Source organism: Pseudarthrobacter linnaei (assembly GCF_055412825.1).
Genome location: NZ_JBVAYX010000004.1, coordinates 103287 through 118588, shown reverse-complemented (window position 1 = coordinate 118588; position 15302 = coordinate 103287). Strand labels below are relative to the sequence as shown.

The window sequence follows — 15302 nt, the reverse complement described above, 5'->3', positions numbered from 1 at the left end:
ATGTCGCGCCCTAGCAGGCTCTTTCAGCTTCGCGCCCGTGACGACCCTCCGCGAGGGGCCAGATGCGCCATGTGGATAACCCGGCCGCCGGGGCGGCAGCGGGAGGGCAGGTCGCTGTGCGGGCCAGCGCGTGGCGGAGCCGCCGGGTGTCCCTGACAGCGGACAGCCGCGGGGCGCGGTAAGCTTTTTGAGGCGTCCCCCGGCAGCAGCCGGGCGAGTACGCCGGCACGCCCCAGTAGCTCAGGGGATAGAGCAGCGGCCTTCTAATCCGCCGGTCGGGGGTTCGATTCCCTCCTGGGGCACCAGAGCGCAGTTCTGGCCTGCCGGAACTTTCCGCAGGCCAGGGCCGCGCTCCCGCCCGGCCCGTGCACACGCACGCACGCAGCGACAGACCAGATCCATTGTTGCGCGTGAACGTCCAATGGAGCAGGCCGCCCATGCCGATCATCAGGCCCAGCGCCATCGGGTAGCCAAAGACCCAGTCCAGTTCAGGCATGCTGCGGAAATTCAGTCCATAGATGGTGCCGATCAGCGTCGGTGCGAACAGAATGGCCGCCCATACGGAGATCCTTTTGACCTGCTCGTTCTGGGCGTAGCTCGACTCCGTCAGCAGCCGCTTTTCATCGTTCTTCCGCCGGGCCACGAGCGCCGCGTGGACGGCGAGCGCGTTGTGCAGCAGGGCGCGGAAGGCCGCGACCCGCTCGCTGAGCCGCAGCACATGGTCCAAAACATCCCGATAGTGGTCCTGCAACTCGGGGCGGGGCTGGTGGTCCGGCGCTTCGGCCATCAGGGACTGCAGGATCATGGTCAGGGGTGCCGTCGCCCGGCTGGAACATGATGACCTGGCGGGAAAGTCCGTAGATCCGGCGGGACACGCCCGGGCCGGCAGCGAACAGCTCGTCCTCGGTTTCGTCGACGTCGTTTTCCAGGCCGGACGCGACCGGCTCGTACTCGTCCACGACCTGGTCCAGGATCGCGTAGAGCACGGCGTACGGACCGAGCGCCAGGAACTCAGGCTGGGATTCCATCCGGCGGCGGACCCGGGCGAGGTCCGGTGACCCGGCCCGGCGGACCGTGACCACAAAATCCGTCCCGCGGAAGACATGGATTTCGCCGAACTCCGCTTTCTCCAGGTCGTCAAGATGGCGGGCCGGGCGCAGCACCAGGAAGAGCGTTTCGCCGTAATGTTCCAGCGTCGCCCGCCGCTGGCCGGCGAGCGCGTCGTCCACGGCCAGGTGGTTGAGATCGAACTCCTCGGCCGCAGACAGTAGCTCTGCCGCATCGGGCTGGTAGAGCCGGATCCACGCCATGCCCTGGCGCTGCCGCAGGATGAGTACGTCTCGTCCAGGCTCGCCGGGTCCGCGGTCCGGTAACCGTCCACGTACACCGCGTTGTCGAAAATGCTCACGGCCCCGGCCTCCTCCACCAGGCGTCCCCTGGCTGCGACGCCATGCCGTCGTCCGCCCCGTGCCAACAGCCCGTACCTGCCGCCCCACAAATTGCCGCACCGCGCCCGCCGCGCATATCCACCCGTCGGCCACCAGCACTCTTAGGATGGAGAGGACAGGCAGGACACCAGGGGCAGCCTGTGCGTTCTGCCCGCAACTGAAAGGTATGGCCGCCATGACCCAGACACCCCGCGGATTTGACCCCCGCGATTCCAACAGCCCCACCGGTGCGCCGCCCACCCCGTCCCCCGGGGCGGCTGACGAGTACCCCGGAGTGGCTGACGTCCCGTCCCGGTCCGCCGAGGCGGGCTCGATCACCGACGTCCCGGCGGGCAGCACCGAACTTGTTCCCGGGACCCCGGCGTCCGCGGCGCCGGCGCCGACCGAGGAACCTGCCCGCGCGGGGACGCCCGAAACTCCGGCCCCTGCCCCCGAACCGCGCCAGGTGACCCGCGCCGGTATGGTCTGGGCCGCGGTGGCCTGCGCGCTGGTGGTACTGATCCTGCTCATCGCCTTCATCCTGCAGAACCAGGACTACGTGCAGGTGAGGTTCTTTGGCCTCCAAGGGTCCGTTCCGCTGGGCATTGCCCTGTTCATCGCGGCCGTCGGCGGCGGGGTGCTCGTGGCCATCGCCGGTGCCGCCCGCATCATTCAGCTGCGGCTCGCCGCGCATCGTCAGCGCGTCGGCCGCCAGACCGGCTCAGGGACGCGAAAGCGCTGACATCGGCACGAGCTGACATCGGCACGAGCTGACATCGGCGCGAGCTGACATCGGCAGGAGCTGACCTCCCTCCAGGCGTGATCCAGAGATCCGCGGGCACGGAGCCTTGACCACCGCGGCAGCGGACTGGCCCGACATCGATCGCCTCTTCGGCGTCCGCGGCGAGCCGTCGCGCTGCTGGTGCGGTTTCTTCGCCCCCACCGGAACGGAATGGTCGGCGTCCACCCCGGAGCAGCGGAAGGTCCAACTGCGGGCCAGGTTCGACGGCGGCGCCCCGGCTCCGGGAGTGCTCGCCTTCCGCGGCGGGACGTTGGTGGAAAGATGTCCGGTCGACGCCTTGCAACGGCCCGGGGCCGGCCCTGCCGACCTCTTTCACGGTACCTGGGTCTGTTCCTGGCTGCCGGGTTCGAAGTCGTCAGCGACGCGGTGCTCGGCCGTGCCGTCGTCCGCCCTGCCGGCGCCGCCACCGTCCCCGAAGGACGCGCCGGCACCGGCCCCTAGGGCAGGGTGAGGATGACCGGACCGTCCTTCGTGATGGCCACGGTGTGCTCGCTGTGGGCAGCGCGGCGGCCGTCGGCCGAGCGGAGGGTCCACTCGTCGTCGTCGTGGAAGTAATCGTCCTTGCCCCCCAGGATCAGCATCGGCTCAATCGCAATGACCAGCCCCTCGGTCAGTTTGATGCCACGGCCGGGCCGGCCGTCGTTGGGAACGTGGGGCTCGGCGTGCATGGTCTTGCCGATCCCGTGGCCGCCGTGGTCGGCCAGCAGCCCGTAGCCGGCGCGGCGTGATGCCCCGCCGATCGCGTAGCCCAGGTCCCCCATCTTGTTCCCGATCCGGGCCGCCTCGATGCCACGGGCCAGGGCGGCCTCGGTGGCGTCGATCAGGGCCTGGTCCACGGGGTCGGCGGCGCCCACGATGAAGCTGATCGCTGCGTCCCCGCACCAGCCTTCGAGGAACGCCCCGCAGTCCACGCTGAGCAGGTCGCCGTCCTGGAGCCGGTAGTCGTTGGGGATGCCGTGCACGACGGCATCATTGACCGACGTGCAGATCACCCCGGGAAATGGCACCGAGGCCCACCGCGGCTTGTAGCCCAGGAAGGCCGGCGTCGCCCCGGCGTCGGCAATCGTCGCCGCGGCCAGTTCGTCCAGTTCCTTCAGGGACACGCCGACGGCGGCAGCCTCCCGGACGCGTTCCAGCGTGTTGGCCACCACCCGGCCGGCTTCTCGCATCAGGGCAATCTCGGCGGGACTCTTGATCATCGACATGCCTTCAACTCTAGGGCCAGCCGGAGCGTGGCTAAAGTTGCCCCATGGCCAACCTTGAACTCATGTCCGCGATCCGGTCGGGGCTGCGGGGTGCCGCCGATCCTGCCCGGGCCGCGGGGGCGCAGGCCTACCTGAAGTCCGGGATGCCCTCGCTGGGCGTCCGGGTTCCTGAGGTCCGGCGGATCGTGACGGACACCGCCAAACGGCTGCCTCCCGCGTCCCTCCCCGAATTGCAGTCCACCGTACTGGAGCTTTGGCGCGGCGCCGGCTGGCGGGAGGAACGCTACGCCGCCATCGACCTCACAGGCCTGAGGCTGGCCGCCGGGGAAATGGGCATGCTGGCGCTGTACGAGGAAATCATCCGCAGCGGCGCCTGGTGGGACCTGGTGGACGGAGTCTCGCACCGGCTCTGCGGGCTGCTGCAGAGCCACCGGGAGGACATGTCCATCGTGCTCCGCCGCTGGAGCACGGACCCCGATTTCTGGATCCGGAGGGCCGCCATCACGGCACAGCTCGGCGCCAAATCCGCGACGGACGCTGCCCTGCTGGCAGCCGTGATCGAACCCAATCTGGCCGACCGCGAGTTCTTCATCCGGAAGGCGATCGGCTGGGCCCTGCGTGACTTCTCCGCCACGGATCCGGACTGGGTCCGGAACTTCGCGGCGCGCCACGGTGAGGCACTGAGCCCGCTCTCCCGCCGCGAAGCCCTCCGGAACCTCAGATGACCGGGCGGGTGGTGACAGGTTCCTCGGACTTGCTGAACAGCAGCTTGGTCTTGGGGTCGAGGAAGATCAGGTACAGGGCGAAGAGCAGGGCAATGATCGCGGCGGCGTTGCGGGCCAGGGCCAGGGCCAGGCCGAGATCCGCTGTCTGCAGGTAGGGGAAGACTTCCAGCTGGTCCGAGATCGCGTACACCATGAAGAACGACACGATGAAGTACAGTGCCTTGACCTGCCAGTCGTCGCGGATGCCGGTGACGGCGAAGAGCGGAATGAGCCAGACGACGTACCAGGACTGGATCATCGGAGCCAGGACGACGACGGCGGCGAACGCCAGCGTGAGGCGGCGGATCAGGCGGTCGTAGTCGCCGCGGAAGATCTGCCACGCGATGATGCCCAGCGCCAGCAGCTTGCCGGCGTCGTACACCCACTTCGCCAGCCCCCAGCCGTCGAGTCCGAAGGCGTTGAAGATGGAAGCGACCACCAGGCCCAGCAGCCCGACCGGGGCGTACCAGATCCAGATGCTGCCCGGGGCGGAGAGGCCGTTGATCCAGCCGAATCCGAAGCCGTTGACCAGGCTCATGGCGTACAGCAGGGCCAGGCTGATTCCGGCGGTGAGCCCCCAGAAAACGAACTTGCGCGGCCAGCTGGCGTTCTTTCCTGCCCAGAGGAGGCCGATGAAGGGCAGGAAGACGATGGTGATGGGTTTGACCGAGATGGACAGGGTCACCAGGACCAGGCCGAGGATGACCCGCCGGGTGGCGCAGTAGTAGAGCCCGGCCAGGGCCAGTCCGATCATGAGGGCGTCGTTGTGGACGCTGGCGATGAAGTTGGTGAGGAAGAGCGGGTTGGCGGCGGTCAGCCACAGGGCGCGGTGCGGGTTGACGCCGTGCAGTTCGGCGAGCTTGGGAACGTAGATGATGCACAGCACGATTCCCACCAGCGCGGCGAGGCGGAACAGCATGATGCTGGCTTCCGGGTGCACGTTGGTGGACCAGACGACCAATTGCTCGATCCAGAGGAAGAGCTGTCCGTATGGCACCGGCGCCTCGGTCCACATCTTGTCGGCACCGAGCTGGAAATAGTTCGACAGGGCGGAAATACCGCTTTCGTAAGGGTTGAAGCCCTCCACCATCAGGCGTCCCTGCCCGATATAGGCATACACGTCGCGGCTGAACAGCGGCACGGAGAACATCAGGGGCAGCCCCCACAGGACGACCGCCTGCAGGATGGCTTTGCGGGCCTCGGCTCCCCAGACCTGCACGCGCTGGCCGAGCCTGAGCCAGGCGCGGACGAGCAGCATCCCGCCGACGGCCAGCAGCACGATGCACAGCGCGACGCCGACGGCTTCGGTACGCATCCAGATGAACAGCGGAATGCGGCGGAGCTCGGAAGCCGGCGCGAGCCAGCCCACGCCGAGCGAACCGATCGCCATCAGCAGGGAACCTACGAATCCCGCCAGCAGCGGTGAACGGGCATTGTCCACTTCAGCAGCGGTTGCCGCCGGGGACGTGCCGGCAGCCGTTTTCCCCGCCGCAGGCACAGGCACCGTCATCTCAGGATCGTCCAATCTGTTGTGGGGCTCTTCTGCGCGCTCTGCCAGCCGTGGGAACCGGCCCGGGGCACGCCGCGACGAGGAAAAAATTTCGACGCCCGTGTACCCGAAATCCTAACATCGGGCCGCCCTGCGGCGACGGAACGGTAGGCTGGGCGCGTGCCTATATCTAATGAACGCATCGTCTGGATCGACTGCGAAATGACCGGCCTGGACAGCATCAACGACGCCCTCATCGAGGTCGCGGCGCTGGTGACGGACTCGGAGCTCAATATCCTCGGCGACGGGGTCGACGTCGTCATTAAGCCCGATGACGCCGCGCTGGCGCAGATGAACGACTTCGTCCGCGACATGCACACCCGCTCCGGGCTGCTGGCGGAACTCCCCCACGGCAAGACCATGGCGGAGGCCCAGACCATCGTCCTGGACTACATCCAGAAGTGGGTGCCGGAACCCAAGAAGGCCCCGCTGGGCGGCAACTCGGTGGGGACCGACCGTGTCTTCCTGGTCCGTGACATGCCGGACCTCGTGGAGCACCTGCACTACCGGGTCATCGACGTGAGCACCATCAAAGAACTGTCCCGCCGCTGGTACGCGCGGGCCTACTTCCAGTCCCCCGCCAAGCTCGGCGGCCACCGGGCCCTCGGCGACATCCAGGACTCCATCGACGAGCTACGGTACTACCGGGAGGCCGTTTTCGTCCCCGCACCGGGCCCGGACAGTGCCACGGCGCAGCGGATCGCCAGGAAAGTCATGGGCGTGGCGGAGGAACCGGCAGCCGCCGAGGCGTCTTCCGGGACGCCCGCGCTGTAGCGCCTGCGCTGACCTCTCAGCTCACCCCGCGGCCGGCCCCGGGGCCGGCCGCCGGAGTAATCTGCGCCACGTTTGCGGAAAATTTTGGTAAAAAACCGGAAAGTGGCAAAAGTAGCCCCGAAGAGCAGGTAAGCTATTTGTCGTTGCCTTTTCAGCCAGCCGGTTCACCGGTTGGCGTGGCGGGGCACATGGTGGGCGTAGCTCAGTTGGCAGAGCGCCTGGTTGTGGTCCAGGAGGTCGCGGGTTCAACCCCCGTCGCTCACCCTCATGAAGGACGGCAGTAATTGTCCGACCTTAGACGAAGGCCGTACCGGATATCCGGTGCGGCCTTTGTTGTCTGTCCATGGAACCGTGAACGGAAGGAACCACAGTGAAGCGCACGCTTTTCGAAGAAGACCACGAGATGTTCCGTGAGATGGCTGCCGAGTTCAACACGCGCGCCGTGGCGCCGCACTACGCCCAGTGGGACCAGGACCACATGATGTCCCGGGACCTGTGGACGTCGGCCGGCGAGCAGGGCCTGCTAGGCCTGGCCGTTCCGGAGGAGTTCGGCGGCCTGGGCATGAACGACTACCGCTTCCGCGCCGTGCTGGACGAGGAATTCGCCAGGAGCAACCACCTCGCGGTGGGCCTGGCCTTCCACCTGCACGATGACATGGTCCTCCCCCACCTGCTGGCCTACGGCTCCGAGGACCTCAAGGGCCGATGGCTTCCCGGCATGGTCTCGGGCGAGACAGTCACCTCGGTCGCCTGGACCGAGCCCGGCGCGGGTTCGGATCTCCGCGGCATCCGCACCAAGGCGGTGCGCGACGGCGACGACTGGCTGATCAGCGGCCAGAAGACCTTCATCGGCAACGGCATCTCCGGCGACGCCTCCCTGGTCCTGGCCCGCACCGACGGCAGCACCGGGCGCGGGAACCACAGCTCCTTCTCCATGTTCATGGTCGGCAAGGGCGAGGGCTACAACACCGGCAAGCAGCTGGACAAGATGGGCCTCAAGGCCTCGGACACCGCGGAACTGTTCTTCGACGACGTCCGGGTTCCGCACGCGGACCTCGTCGGCGAGGAGGGCAAAGGCCTGCAGTACGCCGCGGAGCAGCTCCCGCAGGGCCGGCTCGCGATCGCTGTGGCGAGCTCCGCCGTCGTCCGCGCCATCTACGAGGAGACCGTCAGCTACACGAAGGACCGCAACGCCTTCGGGGAGCGGATCATTGACTTCCAGAACAGCCGTTTCGAACTCGCCGACATCCTCACCGAGGTCGAGGTCACCGAAACCTATGTGGACCAGGCTATCCGGGCCTTCAACGCCGGAGAGCTCGACGCCGCCTCCGCCGCCCGCGCCAAGTTGTGGGCGTCCGAGCGCGCCAAGTCCGTCACCGACCGCTGCCTCCAGCTGCACGGCGGCTACGGCTACATCCTGGAATACCCCGTGGCGCAGGCCTTCCTGGCGGCCCGGCTGCTGACCATCTTCGGCGGCACCAACGAAATCATGCGCGACGTCGTCGGCCGCACCATCGCCGACTGACCCGCCGTTCACCACAGCACCAGAGGAACTTTACTGACATGACCGTTCTGCCCATCACGATCTGGGGCGAGCCCGTGCTGCACCGCCGGGCCGCCGAGGTTGAAGTCTTCGACGACGAGCTCCGGACCCTGATCGCCGACATGTTCGAGACCAACGACGCCGCCAACGGCGTCGGTCTCGCCGCGCCCCAGGTCGGGGTGGGCAAACGGCTGTTCATCTACAAATACGACAACGACGACGGTGCCCCGCCCTCCGGCGCCGTCGTCAACCCGGTGCTCACCCTCTCCAAGATTTCCGGGGCGCTGCCGGATCCGGACGAGGAAGAGGAAGGCTGCCTGTCCTTCCCCGGCGGGCAGTATCCGCTCAAGCGCGCGGAGTGGGCCCGCGTGCAGGGCTTCGACGGGGACGGCAAGCCGGTCGATTTCGAGGCGACGGGCTGGTTTGCCCGGGTGATCCAGCACGAATACGACCACCTGGACGGCAAGCTCTACGTCAACCGGCTGATTGACCGCTATGCCCGCAAGGCTACGAAACAGGCCAGGAAGAGCGGCTGGGGCGTGCCCGGGCTGACGTGGATGCCCGGCGTGGACCCGGACCCCTTCGGGCACTAGGGCCCCGCCTACTTCTTTTTTGCTACTTCTCCCGGTCGACGGCCGCCAGGATCGCCGCACCCAGTTCGGCCGGCCTGGTGAACTGGGGCCAGTGCCCGGTGGGAAGGTCCACGTAGTCGACGTCGCGGACGCGCCCGAGCTCGGCCACGTACGGGTGCCCGGCCGCGATCATCTCGATCAGCATGGCGGACGGGAACTCGCAGGCGATGACGGTGGCCGGAACCTCGAATCGGGCCTCGTCGTGCAGCCTCTGCCGGTCCTGGGCCACGCCCTTCGGCTGCGGGACGGCGCGGGCGCGGAACATGGCCCGCAGCTCCTCGGTGAGGTCGGCGAGGTCTTCATCCTCGAACAGTTCCCAGGGCGGGAGCGGGACGTCGTCGCCGTCCTCCGGGAGCTCGTCGTTGATGACGCCGCCCTCGCCGAGCGGACCGCTGTCAACGTAGATCGCCCGGACGACCCGGTCCGGGCGGGCGTCGACGGCGCCGTGAATAATGGCACCCCCACCCGAATGGCCGACCAGGACCACCGGGGCATCAAACGCGTCAATTGTCGCCACGATGGCCTCGATGTGGGTGCGCAGGCCAATGCCGGCGCGCGGCGCGTCGACCGATTCCAGCCCGGGCAGGGTCATCGGGTGGACCTGATGCCCGGCGGCGGCTAGCGGCGGCGTCACCTCCTCCCATGACGAGGCGTCCAACCAGAATCCGGGAACCAGGATGATGTCCATGCCGGTACCCTACCCGTCCCGGAGCGCGGGCGGCACGGTCCGGGGGGAAAATTCCTGCCCGACGGGCTAGTCCTCGCCGCCTTTCAGCAGGATCGAGGCGTGATCCGGAACGTACCGGAACAACTCCCGCGGCGGTCGCGTGTAGTTGACGGCCTTGGGCCTTTCCGGCAACGTCACCTGCTCCGTCCGGACTTCGGTGTAGTCAATGCTGGAGAGCAGATGGGCGATCATGTTGATCCGGGCCCGGCGCTTGTCCTCCGCCTCGACCACGTACCAGGGCGATTCGGCAGTATCTGTCTGCATGAACATGTCGTCTTTGGCCCGGGAATAGTCTTCCCAGCGGAGGATCGCTTCCCGGTCCATCGGGGAGAGTTTCCACTGCCGCATCGGATCATCCAGCCGGGACTTGAAGCGCCGTTCCTGTTCCGCGTGGCTGATCGAAAACCAGTATTTGAACATCAGGATGCCGTCCTGGACCAGGAGGCGTTCAAAGACCGGGCACTGGGCCATAAAACGCTTGTGGTCCGCCGGAGTGCAGAATCCCATCACATGTTCGACGCCGGCCCGGTTGTACCAGGAGCGGTCCATCAGGACGATCTCTCCCGCGGCGGGCAGATGCTGCACATAGCGCTGGAAATACCATTCACCCCGCTGCCGGTCGGTCGGGGCCGGCAGTGCCACGATGCGCGCGACGCGCGGATTCAGGTACTCCGTCAGCCGTTTGATCGCGCTGCCCTTGCCGGCGGCGTCGCGTCCCTCAAAGATGACCAGCACCCGCGCCCCCGTGCTGCGGACCCATTCCTGCAGCGCGACGAGCTCGGCCTGGAGCCGGAAGAGTTCGGCCTCATAAACGCTCAGGGGCAACCGCCCCGGGCGCTTCGAGGCACGCCCTTTGGCGCCCTTTCGGCCAGATTTATCCTTGCCGGAGCCGGACTTGCCGGCGCCGTCCTTGCCATCTGCCATGGTTCCCGTTCCATTCGTTGCGGCGTACTTCCGTGTCGCCGGTCCTGCCGCGCCCATTCTCGCCGAGCGGGTGACTGCGGCACAAGGGGACATCCCGCCGGGGACACCAGCAACCTCATGCTCCTATGCTTGGGCCATGGACGCCCCCCGCTTGACGCCGATGCAGCCCATCCTCACGCTCACCGTAAACCCCGCCCTGGATGTCAGCACCACCACGGAGCAGGTCATCAGCGGCCACAAGCTGCGTTGCGGCACCAGCCGCCTCGACCCGGGCGGCGGCGGCGTGAACGTGTCCCGGGTGGTCCAGCGCCTCGGCGGCCGGACCCTGGCCCTCTACACCGCCGGAGGACCCACCGGAGAGGCGTACCGCCGGCTCATCGAAGCCGAACGTGTCCCCACCCTGGCCGTGCCGATCCAGGGAAGCACCCGCCAGGACTTCACGGTCGATGAAACGACGACGGGCAAGCAGTTCCGCTTCGTCCTGCAGGGCCCCGAATTGAGTGAGCCCGAGTGGCGTTTGTGCCTGGCGCTCGTGGCGGATTCGATTCCCGCGGGCGGGTATGTCGTGGCCAGCGGAAGCCTGCCGCCGGGCGTCCCGGAGGACTTCTACGCCCGGGTGGCCAGGCTGGCGCGGCAGCAGGAAGCGCGCTGCATTGTGGACGCCTCCGGGCCGGCCCTGGCCGAAGCCCTCGCCGAAGGCGTCTTCCTGGTCAAGCCCAGCCGACGGGAGCTCGGGCTGCACTTCGGAACGACGCTCGAGAGCGATGAAAGCCAGGTCGCGGCGGCCGCGGCGCTGGTCGCGGACGGCTCGGCGGAACATGTCGCCCTCACCCTGGGCGGCCAAGGCGCCGTGCTCGCCTCGAAGTCCGGGACCCTGCGGATGGCCGTGCCCCGGGTGAAGGTGAGCAGCACCGTCGGAGCCGGCGACAGCTTCCTCGCCGCCTTCGTGCTCCGCCTGGCGCAGGGCCGCACCCTGAAGGAGGCGCTCCGGGCCGCCGTCGCCGCCGGAAGCGCCACGGTGACGACCGTGGCCACGGAACTCTGCCGCCGTGAGGACGTCGAACGGCTGGAGGCGCAACTCACCGCGCAGGCCCCGGACGGGGGCACCGGAGAGTGACGACGGGACCGGCCAGGCTGGCTGCCGTGCTGCTGCTGGCGGTGGCCACCGCGGGCTGTTCCGGCTCCGTACCAAACGTCTGCCCTGCCATTGCCTGGTTCAATACCCTCACCGTGACCATGGATGGCAGCGTGGAGAAGGTCAGCCTGGTGGAGTTCTGCGCGGAAGGCGTCTGCTCGGTCCGCGCGGATGGCCCGGCACGTGCTCCCGAGGCCTCCGTCACTCCGGGCGCCGGGCCCGCCCCGGAAACCCCGGACACCACCCTGGCGGTCACCGCTGCGCCGTCCCGGTCCGTGCCCGGCTACAGTCCCTTCACGGCGGCGAGGGTCGATGACCGGACCTGGCAGATCAGCCTCATGATGCGGTCCCCGAAGACGGTGACCGTCAGGGCGTACTCCGCAGACGGCACCGTCCTGGCCCGGCGCGACGTGGAACCGGGCTGGACCCGGGTGGGCGGCAGCGAGGCCTGCGGCGGCCCGGAGACCGCCGGCCCCGTCAGACTCGTCATCTAAGCGGACACGGATCCCTTGTCGGCGGCGTGCCCAGCGCCACCGAAATCCGCCCTGACCGGCGCCTCAAGGAGGGTGACACTGCCCGCCTGACCGCCGGTTCGCCCGTCGGTTTCCGGGTGGACTCGATCGATCCGGGCCGGTCGATCGTGTTCGCCTACCGGGAGCGGAACGGCACGGTAACCGCCGCCTTTGTGCTGGTTGCGTCCGGTGCCGGCCGGTGCCGCCTGTTGCACCGGGTCCGGTTCCGGGTGCGGACGACGCCGGCGGCGCTCGTTTGGGCGGCGCTGATGGATGCCGGCGACTTTATCATGTCCCGCCGTATGCTCCTGGGCATCCGAGCGCGTGCGGAATCCCGCTCCCGTGGGTGCTCCCGGCTGGAATCTAATGGGCAGCCGCAACAACCGTCTGCTGCCCGGGGCAGGTAGCGAGGATCCGCTGCATCGCGTCCTTTTCCGCCGGCGTGACCCACAACCGGTACGCGGCCTTGACGGAGATCTGCCGGGCGACGTAGTGGCAGCGGAAGGCCTTGTTCGGGGGAAGCCAGGTGGCGGCGTCGGAGGCGCTTTTGTCCTGGTTGGCCGGGCCGTCGACGGCGATTAGGTTCAGCGGGTCGTTGGCCAGGGACGTCCGTTGTGCGGCGGTCAACTGCTGGGCACCCTTTTGCCAGGCATCCCCGAGCGCGACCACATGATCGATCTGCACCGCCTTGCTGCTCCCGGCTCCCCTGCGGAACATGAGCCGGCGGCCGGTGTACGGTTCCCGCAAGGTTCCAGTCGCCACCTTGCAGACGGAATTTTCGTCGAACTCGGCGCCCGCAAGATCGCGGCGGAGGATGTCGTTGCGCGTGTCGCAGCCGTTGCGGTCCACGTCCAGCCAGGCCTGGCCGAAGGCGCTGCGGTCGTAGTTGTCCCGGCCCGCCCGGCCCTTGACCGGGAGCGTGTCCAGCAGCGCCGCGGCCGGGCCCCGGGGCACGGGCCGCACCGCAGGGACAGTGCTCATCCAGCCGGCCGCCAGCACCGGCGCCTCGCGGGGTCCGTCCGTGGGCGGCTCGGCCGCGGCAAACTGCCCGGCGGTGAAGAACCAGCCGAAACCCGCGAGGACGGCGAGTGCCGCGGCGGCCAGCAGGGCCCACGCCTGGCGGGACCGCCGTCGTTCCCGCCGGAATTCCGGCCAGGTGAGAGTCAAGCCGGCCCCCGGGCAGGGAGTCCGGGTCCGGTGCGTCCCGGGGCGGACCGAATTCCTTCCACCCTCGAAGCCTAGGCCCGTCCCCCGCCGCCGGAGGCGTTGTCCACAGTGTGGAGGACAGGCGCCCAGCTAGTTCTCCCGGGTCACGCGCACCAGGTCTTCATTGGCGAGGGCCAGGAGGGATTCGAGTTGCCGGACCCGTGTCTCGTCGACGTCACCGGCCGCATGTTTGGCACGGGCATCGTCGAGAAGCCGTTTAGCTTCCTTGGCGTTCCGCCGCGCAACGTCCAGGGCGTGTTCCAGAGTGGTTTCGTGCTCCACAGCCGAGTTCTGTTCCATTGCACCATTGTGGTGCCCTTTCCCGGCCGATTCCAGAGGAACCGGCCGGGAAAGGCGGAACGGGTTCAAGGAGGTGGCGTCAGGCCGTGACCTCGACGGGCAGGCCGGCTGCCTCCAGGGTTGCGGCTGCGTCCTTGGCGGGGAACGACGGCGGGTTCACGCCGGCCATCTCCTCCATCACGCGGACCACCTGGCAGCTGTAGCCGAACTCGTTGTCGTACCAGACGTAGAGCACAAGGTTCTTGTCGTTGGAGATGGTGGCCAGCCCGTCCACGATCCCTGCGCGGCGCGAGCCGACGAAGTCCGTGGAGACAACCTCGGGCGAATCGATGTAGTCGACCTGCTTCCGCAGTTCCGAGTGCAGCGACATTTCCCGCAGGTAGTCGTTGACCTCGTCCTTGGTGGCGCCGTTTTCCAGGCTCAGGTTCAGGATGGCCAGAGACACGTCGGGGGTGGGGACGCGGATGGAGCTGCCGGTGAGTTTGCCCAGCAGTTCCGGCAGGGCCTTGGCTACAGCCTTGGCGGCACCGGTCTCGGTGATGACCATGTTCAGCGCGGCGGAGCGGCCGCGTCGGTCGCCCTTGTGGAAATTGTCGATCAGGTTCTGGTCGTTGGTGAAGGAGTGGACCGTCTCGACGTGGCCGTGCACGACGCCGTAGCGGTCGTTGATCGCCTTGAGCACCGGGGTGATGGCGTTGGTGGTGCAGGAGGCCGCGGAGACGATCTTGTCCGCGTCGGCGATGGTGCCGTGGTTGATGCCGTGCACGATGTTCTTGATGTCGCCCTTGCCCGGGGCGGTGAGCAGCACACGGGACACGCCCTTGCTCAACAGGTGCTGGGACAGGCCCTCGGCGTCACGCCAGCGTCCCGTGTTGTCGACGAGGAGGGCGTTGTGGATGCCGTAGGCGGTGTAGTCAACCGTCGCGGGGTTGTCCGAGTAGATGACCTGGATCTGGACGCCGTTGGCGGTGATGGTGTCGTTCTCGAGGTCCACCTTGATGGTGCCTTCGAACGAGCCGTGGACCGAGTCGCGGCGCAGCAGGCTGGCGCGCTTGGTGAGGTCGTTGTCCGACCCGCGGCGGACCACGATGGCGCGCAGGCGCAGGCCATGCCCGCCGCCGGCCTTTTCGATCAGGAGGCGGGCCAGGAGCCGGCCGATGCGTCCGAAGCCGTAGAGCACCACGTCGGTGCTGGTGCGGTCATCGCCGCCGCGCTTGCCGACAACCGCGGCAAGTTCCTTGCGGAGGAACTCGTCCAGGGTGGCGCCGTTGCCCTCGACGCGGTATTTCTCGGTGAGGCGCGCAATGTCGATGGCTGCGGCGCCGAGCTCCAGTTTGGTCAGGGCGTCCAGCAGCGGGGCGGTCTCTTCGAGACGCAACTCTTCCTTGCTCATCCGGCGGGCGAAACGGTGGGCCTTGAGGATGTTCATGGTGGACTTATTGATCAGGCTGCGGCCGTGGATGGACGTGACCACGTTGTTTTCGCGGTACAGCCGGCCGATCACCGGGATCATGGCCTCGGCGAGCGCCTCCCGGCCCATCCACGTATCAAGACAAGAATCTGACGTCTGGCTCACAGAAATACCTTCCTAGAATCCACCACATACGGCGTCGTATGCGGATGTCGGCTGCCGGAGGATGTCCGGAAACCCGGCGCCGGCAGGGATTCGATCCACCCCGGGCGCCTGTGTCGAGCAAAGAAAAACGCCGGCTGCGAACGCAGACCCGGCGGCAGAACTTCTACGTTCACCATCCAGTCTACCGGCGGCCCGGCACGGTCCGGTCCCCGGTGGTGCGTGAAAT

The 15302-nt window shown here is 67.9% G+C and carries 15 protein-coding genes, 2 tRNA genes and 1 pseudogene; 10 read left to right on the top strand and 8 right to left on the bottom strand.

What is annotated here, in order from left to right:
• Positions 1–229: 229 nt before the first annotated feature.
• A tRNA-Arg gene (locus tag ACZYZ3_RS05735) sits at positions 230–305 on the top strand.
• Positions 306–403: 98 nt separating this feature from the next.
• Here ACZYZ3_RS05735 and ACZYZ3_RS05730 read toward each other — a convergent pair.
• A pseudogene (locus tag ACZYZ3_RS05730) lies at positions 404–1408 on the bottom strand (magnesium and cobalt transport protein CorA); the annotation flags it as partial.
• 215 nt (positions 1409–1623) lie between these two features.
• Here ACZYZ3_RS05730 and ACZYZ3_RS05725 point away from each other — a divergent pair.
• Both ACZYZ3_RS05725 and ACZYZ3_RS05720 read left to right on the top strand, forming a co-directional pair.
• A complete protein-coding gene (locus tag ACZYZ3_RS05725) occupies positions 1624–2169 on the top strand; it encodes a LapA family protein (RefSeq protein WP_463962867.1) in 546 nt (181 codons plus the stop codon).
• Positions 2170–2490: 321 nt separating this feature from the next.
• The gene (locus ACZYZ3_RS05720) at positions 2491–2670 is read left to right on the top strand and encodes a hypothetical protein (RefSeq protein ID WP_463962866.1); all 180 of its coding nucleotides are present in this window, start codon (positions 2491–2493) and stop codon (positions 2668–2670) included.
• On the opposite strand, the gene map is transcribed toward ACZYZ3_RS05720, so the two are convergent.
• Positions 2667–3434: a type I methionyl aminopeptidase gene (map, locus tag ACZYZ3_RS05715; RefSeq protein ID WP_463962865.1), complete on the bottom strand. Its 768-nt coding sequence runs from the start codon at positions 3432–3434 to the stop codon at positions 2667–2669. The genes ACZYZ3_RS05720 and map overlap by 4 nt on opposite strands.
• A gap of 44 nt (positions 3435–3478) precedes the next feature.
• Here map and ACZYZ3_RS05710 point away from each other — a divergent pair, with 44 nt between their 5' ends.
• Complete coding sequence (locus ACZYZ3_RS05710) at positions 3479–4159, top strand: DNA alkylation repair protein (RefSeq protein WP_463962864.1); 681 nt, start codon at positions 3479–3481, stop codon at positions 4157–4159.
• On the opposite strand, the gene mptB is transcribed toward ACZYZ3_RS05710, so the two are convergent.
• The gene (gene mptB, locus ACZYZ3_RS05705) at positions 4152–5708 is read right to left on the bottom strand and encodes a polyprenol phosphomannose-dependent alpha 1,6 mannosyltransferase MptB (RefSeq protein ID WP_463962863.1); all 1557 of its coding nucleotides are present in this window, start codon (positions 5706–5708) and stop codon (positions 4152–4154) included. The genes ACZYZ3_RS05710 and mptB overlap by 8 nt on opposite strands.
• A 159-nt stretch (positions 5709–5867) precedes the next feature.
• Between mptB and orn the strand changes: the two genes are divergently transcribed.
• From orn to def, 4 genes are all read left to right on the top strand, one after another.
• Positions 5868–6521 carry an oligoribonuclease gene (orn, locus tag ACZYZ3_RS05700; RefSeq protein ID WP_463962862.1) on the top strand — a complete coding sequence of 218 codons (654 nt, stop codon included), beginning with the start codon at positions 5868–5870 and terminating at the stop codon, positions 6519–6521.
• Positions 6522–6712: 191 nt separating this feature from the next.
• Positions 6713–6785 (top strand) — tRNA-His (locus tag ACZYZ3_RS05695).
• A 106-nt stretch (positions 6786–6891) separates the two neighbouring features.
• Positions 6892–8046 (top strand): acyl-CoA dehydrogenase family protein, encoded by a 1155-nt coding sequence (locus ACZYZ3_RS05690; RefSeq protein WP_463962861.1) that lies wholly within the window; start codon positions 6892–6894, stop codon positions 8044–8046.
• A 38-nt stretch (positions 8047–8084) separates the two neighbouring features.
• Positions 8085–8657, top strand: coding sequence for a peptide deformylase (gene def / locus ACZYZ3_RS05685; protein WP_463962860.1), 573 nt, complete (start codon positions 8085–8087; stop codon positions 8655–8657).
• Positions 8658–8679: 22 nt separating this feature from the next.
• On the opposite strand, the gene ACZYZ3_RS05680 is transcribed toward def, so the two are convergent.
• On the bottom strand, positions 8680–9384 hold the full coding sequence (locus tag ACZYZ3_RS05680) for an alpha/beta fold hydrolase (protein ID WP_463962859.1): 705 nt from the start codon (positions 9382–9384) through the stop codon (positions 8680–8682).
• 66 nt (positions 9385–9450) lie between these two features.
• Entirely contained in the window at positions 9451–10347 is an 897-nt protein-coding gene (ppk2, locus tag ACZYZ3_RS05675; RefSeq protein WP_463962858.1) for a polyphosphate kinase 2, read from the bottom strand.
• A gap of 136 nt (positions 10348–10483) precedes the next feature.
• On the opposite strand from ppk2, the gene ACZYZ3_RS05670 reads away from it, so the two are divergent.
• Both ACZYZ3_RS05670 and ACZYZ3_RS05665 read left to right on the top strand, forming a co-directional pair.
• Positions 10484–11464 (top strand): 1-phosphofructokinase family hexose kinase, encoded by a 981-nt coding sequence (locus ACZYZ3_RS05670; protein WP_463962857.1) that lies wholly within the window; start codon positions 10484–10486, stop codon positions 11462–11464.
• Positions 11461–11976: a hypothetical protein gene (locus ACZYZ3_RS05665; RefSeq protein WP_463962856.1), complete on the top strand. Its 516-nt coding sequence runs from the start codon at positions 11461–11463 to the stop codon at positions 11974–11976. Before ACZYZ3_RS05670 ends, ACZYZ3_RS05665 begins: the two co-directional genes overlap by 4 nt.
• Before the next feature lie 381 nt (positions 11977–12357).
• Here the strand turns inward: ACZYZ3_RS05665 and ACZYZ3_RS05660 are convergent, their stop codons facing one another.
• The 3 genes from ACZYZ3_RS05660 to ACZYZ3_RS05650 form a co-directional block, all read right to left on the bottom strand.
• Entirely contained in the window at positions 12358–13161 is an 804-nt protein-coding gene (locus tag ACZYZ3_RS05660; protein ID WP_463962855.1) for an HNH endonuclease family protein, read from the bottom strand.
• 129 nt (positions 13162–13290) lie between these two features.
• On the bottom strand, positions 13291–13500 hold the full coding sequence (locus tag ACZYZ3_RS05655) for a hypothetical protein (protein WP_463962854.1): 210 nt from the start codon (positions 13498–13500) through the stop codon (positions 13291–13293).
• A gap of 79 nt (positions 13501–13579) precedes the next feature.
• Entirely contained in the window at positions 13580–15076 is a 1497-nt protein-coding gene (locus ACZYZ3_RS05650; RefSeq protein WP_463962853.1) for a glyceraldehyde-3-phosphate dehydrogenase, read from the bottom strand.
• Between the last annotated feature and the right edge of the window lie 226 nt (positions 15077–15302).

Coding starts and splice junctions, on each gene's coding strand:
- ACZYZ3_RS05725 (WP_463962867.1), top strand. CDS start 1,624: ATGACCCAGACACCCCGCGGATTTGACCCCCGCGATTCCAACAGCCCC.
- ACZYZ3_RS05720 (WP_463962866.1), top strand. CDS start 2,491: ATGTCCGGTCGACGCCTTGCAACGGCCCGGGGCCGGCCCTGCCGACCT.
- map (WP_463962865.1), bottom strand. CDS start 3,434: ATGTCGATGATCAAGAGTCCCGCCGAGATTGCCCTGATGCGAGAAGCC.
- ACZYZ3_RS05710 (WP_463962864.1), top strand. CDS start 3,479: ATGGCCAACCTTGAACTCATGTCCGCGATCCGGTCGGGGCTGCGGGGT.
- mptB (WP_463962863.1), bottom strand. CDS start 5,708: ATGACGGTGCCTGTGCCTGCGGCGGGGAAAACGGCTGCCGGCACGTCC.
- def (WP_463962860.1), top strand. CDS start 8,085: ATGACCGTTCTGCCCATCACGATCTGGGGCGAGCCCGTGCTGCACCGC.
- ACZYZ3_RS05680 (WP_463962859.1), bottom strand. CDS start 9,384: ATGGACATCATCCTGGTTCCCGGATTCTGGTTGGACGCCTCGTCATGG.
- ppk2 (WP_463962858.1), bottom strand. CDS start 10,347: ATGGCAGATGGCAAGGACGGCGCCGGCAAGTCCGGCTCCGGCAAGGAT.
- ACZYZ3_RS05670 (WP_463962857.1), top strand. CDS start 10,484: ATGGACGCCCCCCGCTTGACGCCGATGCAGCCCATCCTCACGCTCACC.
- ACZYZ3_RS05655 (WP_463962854.1), bottom strand. CDS start 13,500: ATGGAACAGAACTCGGCTGTGGAGCACGAAACCACTCTGGAACACGCC.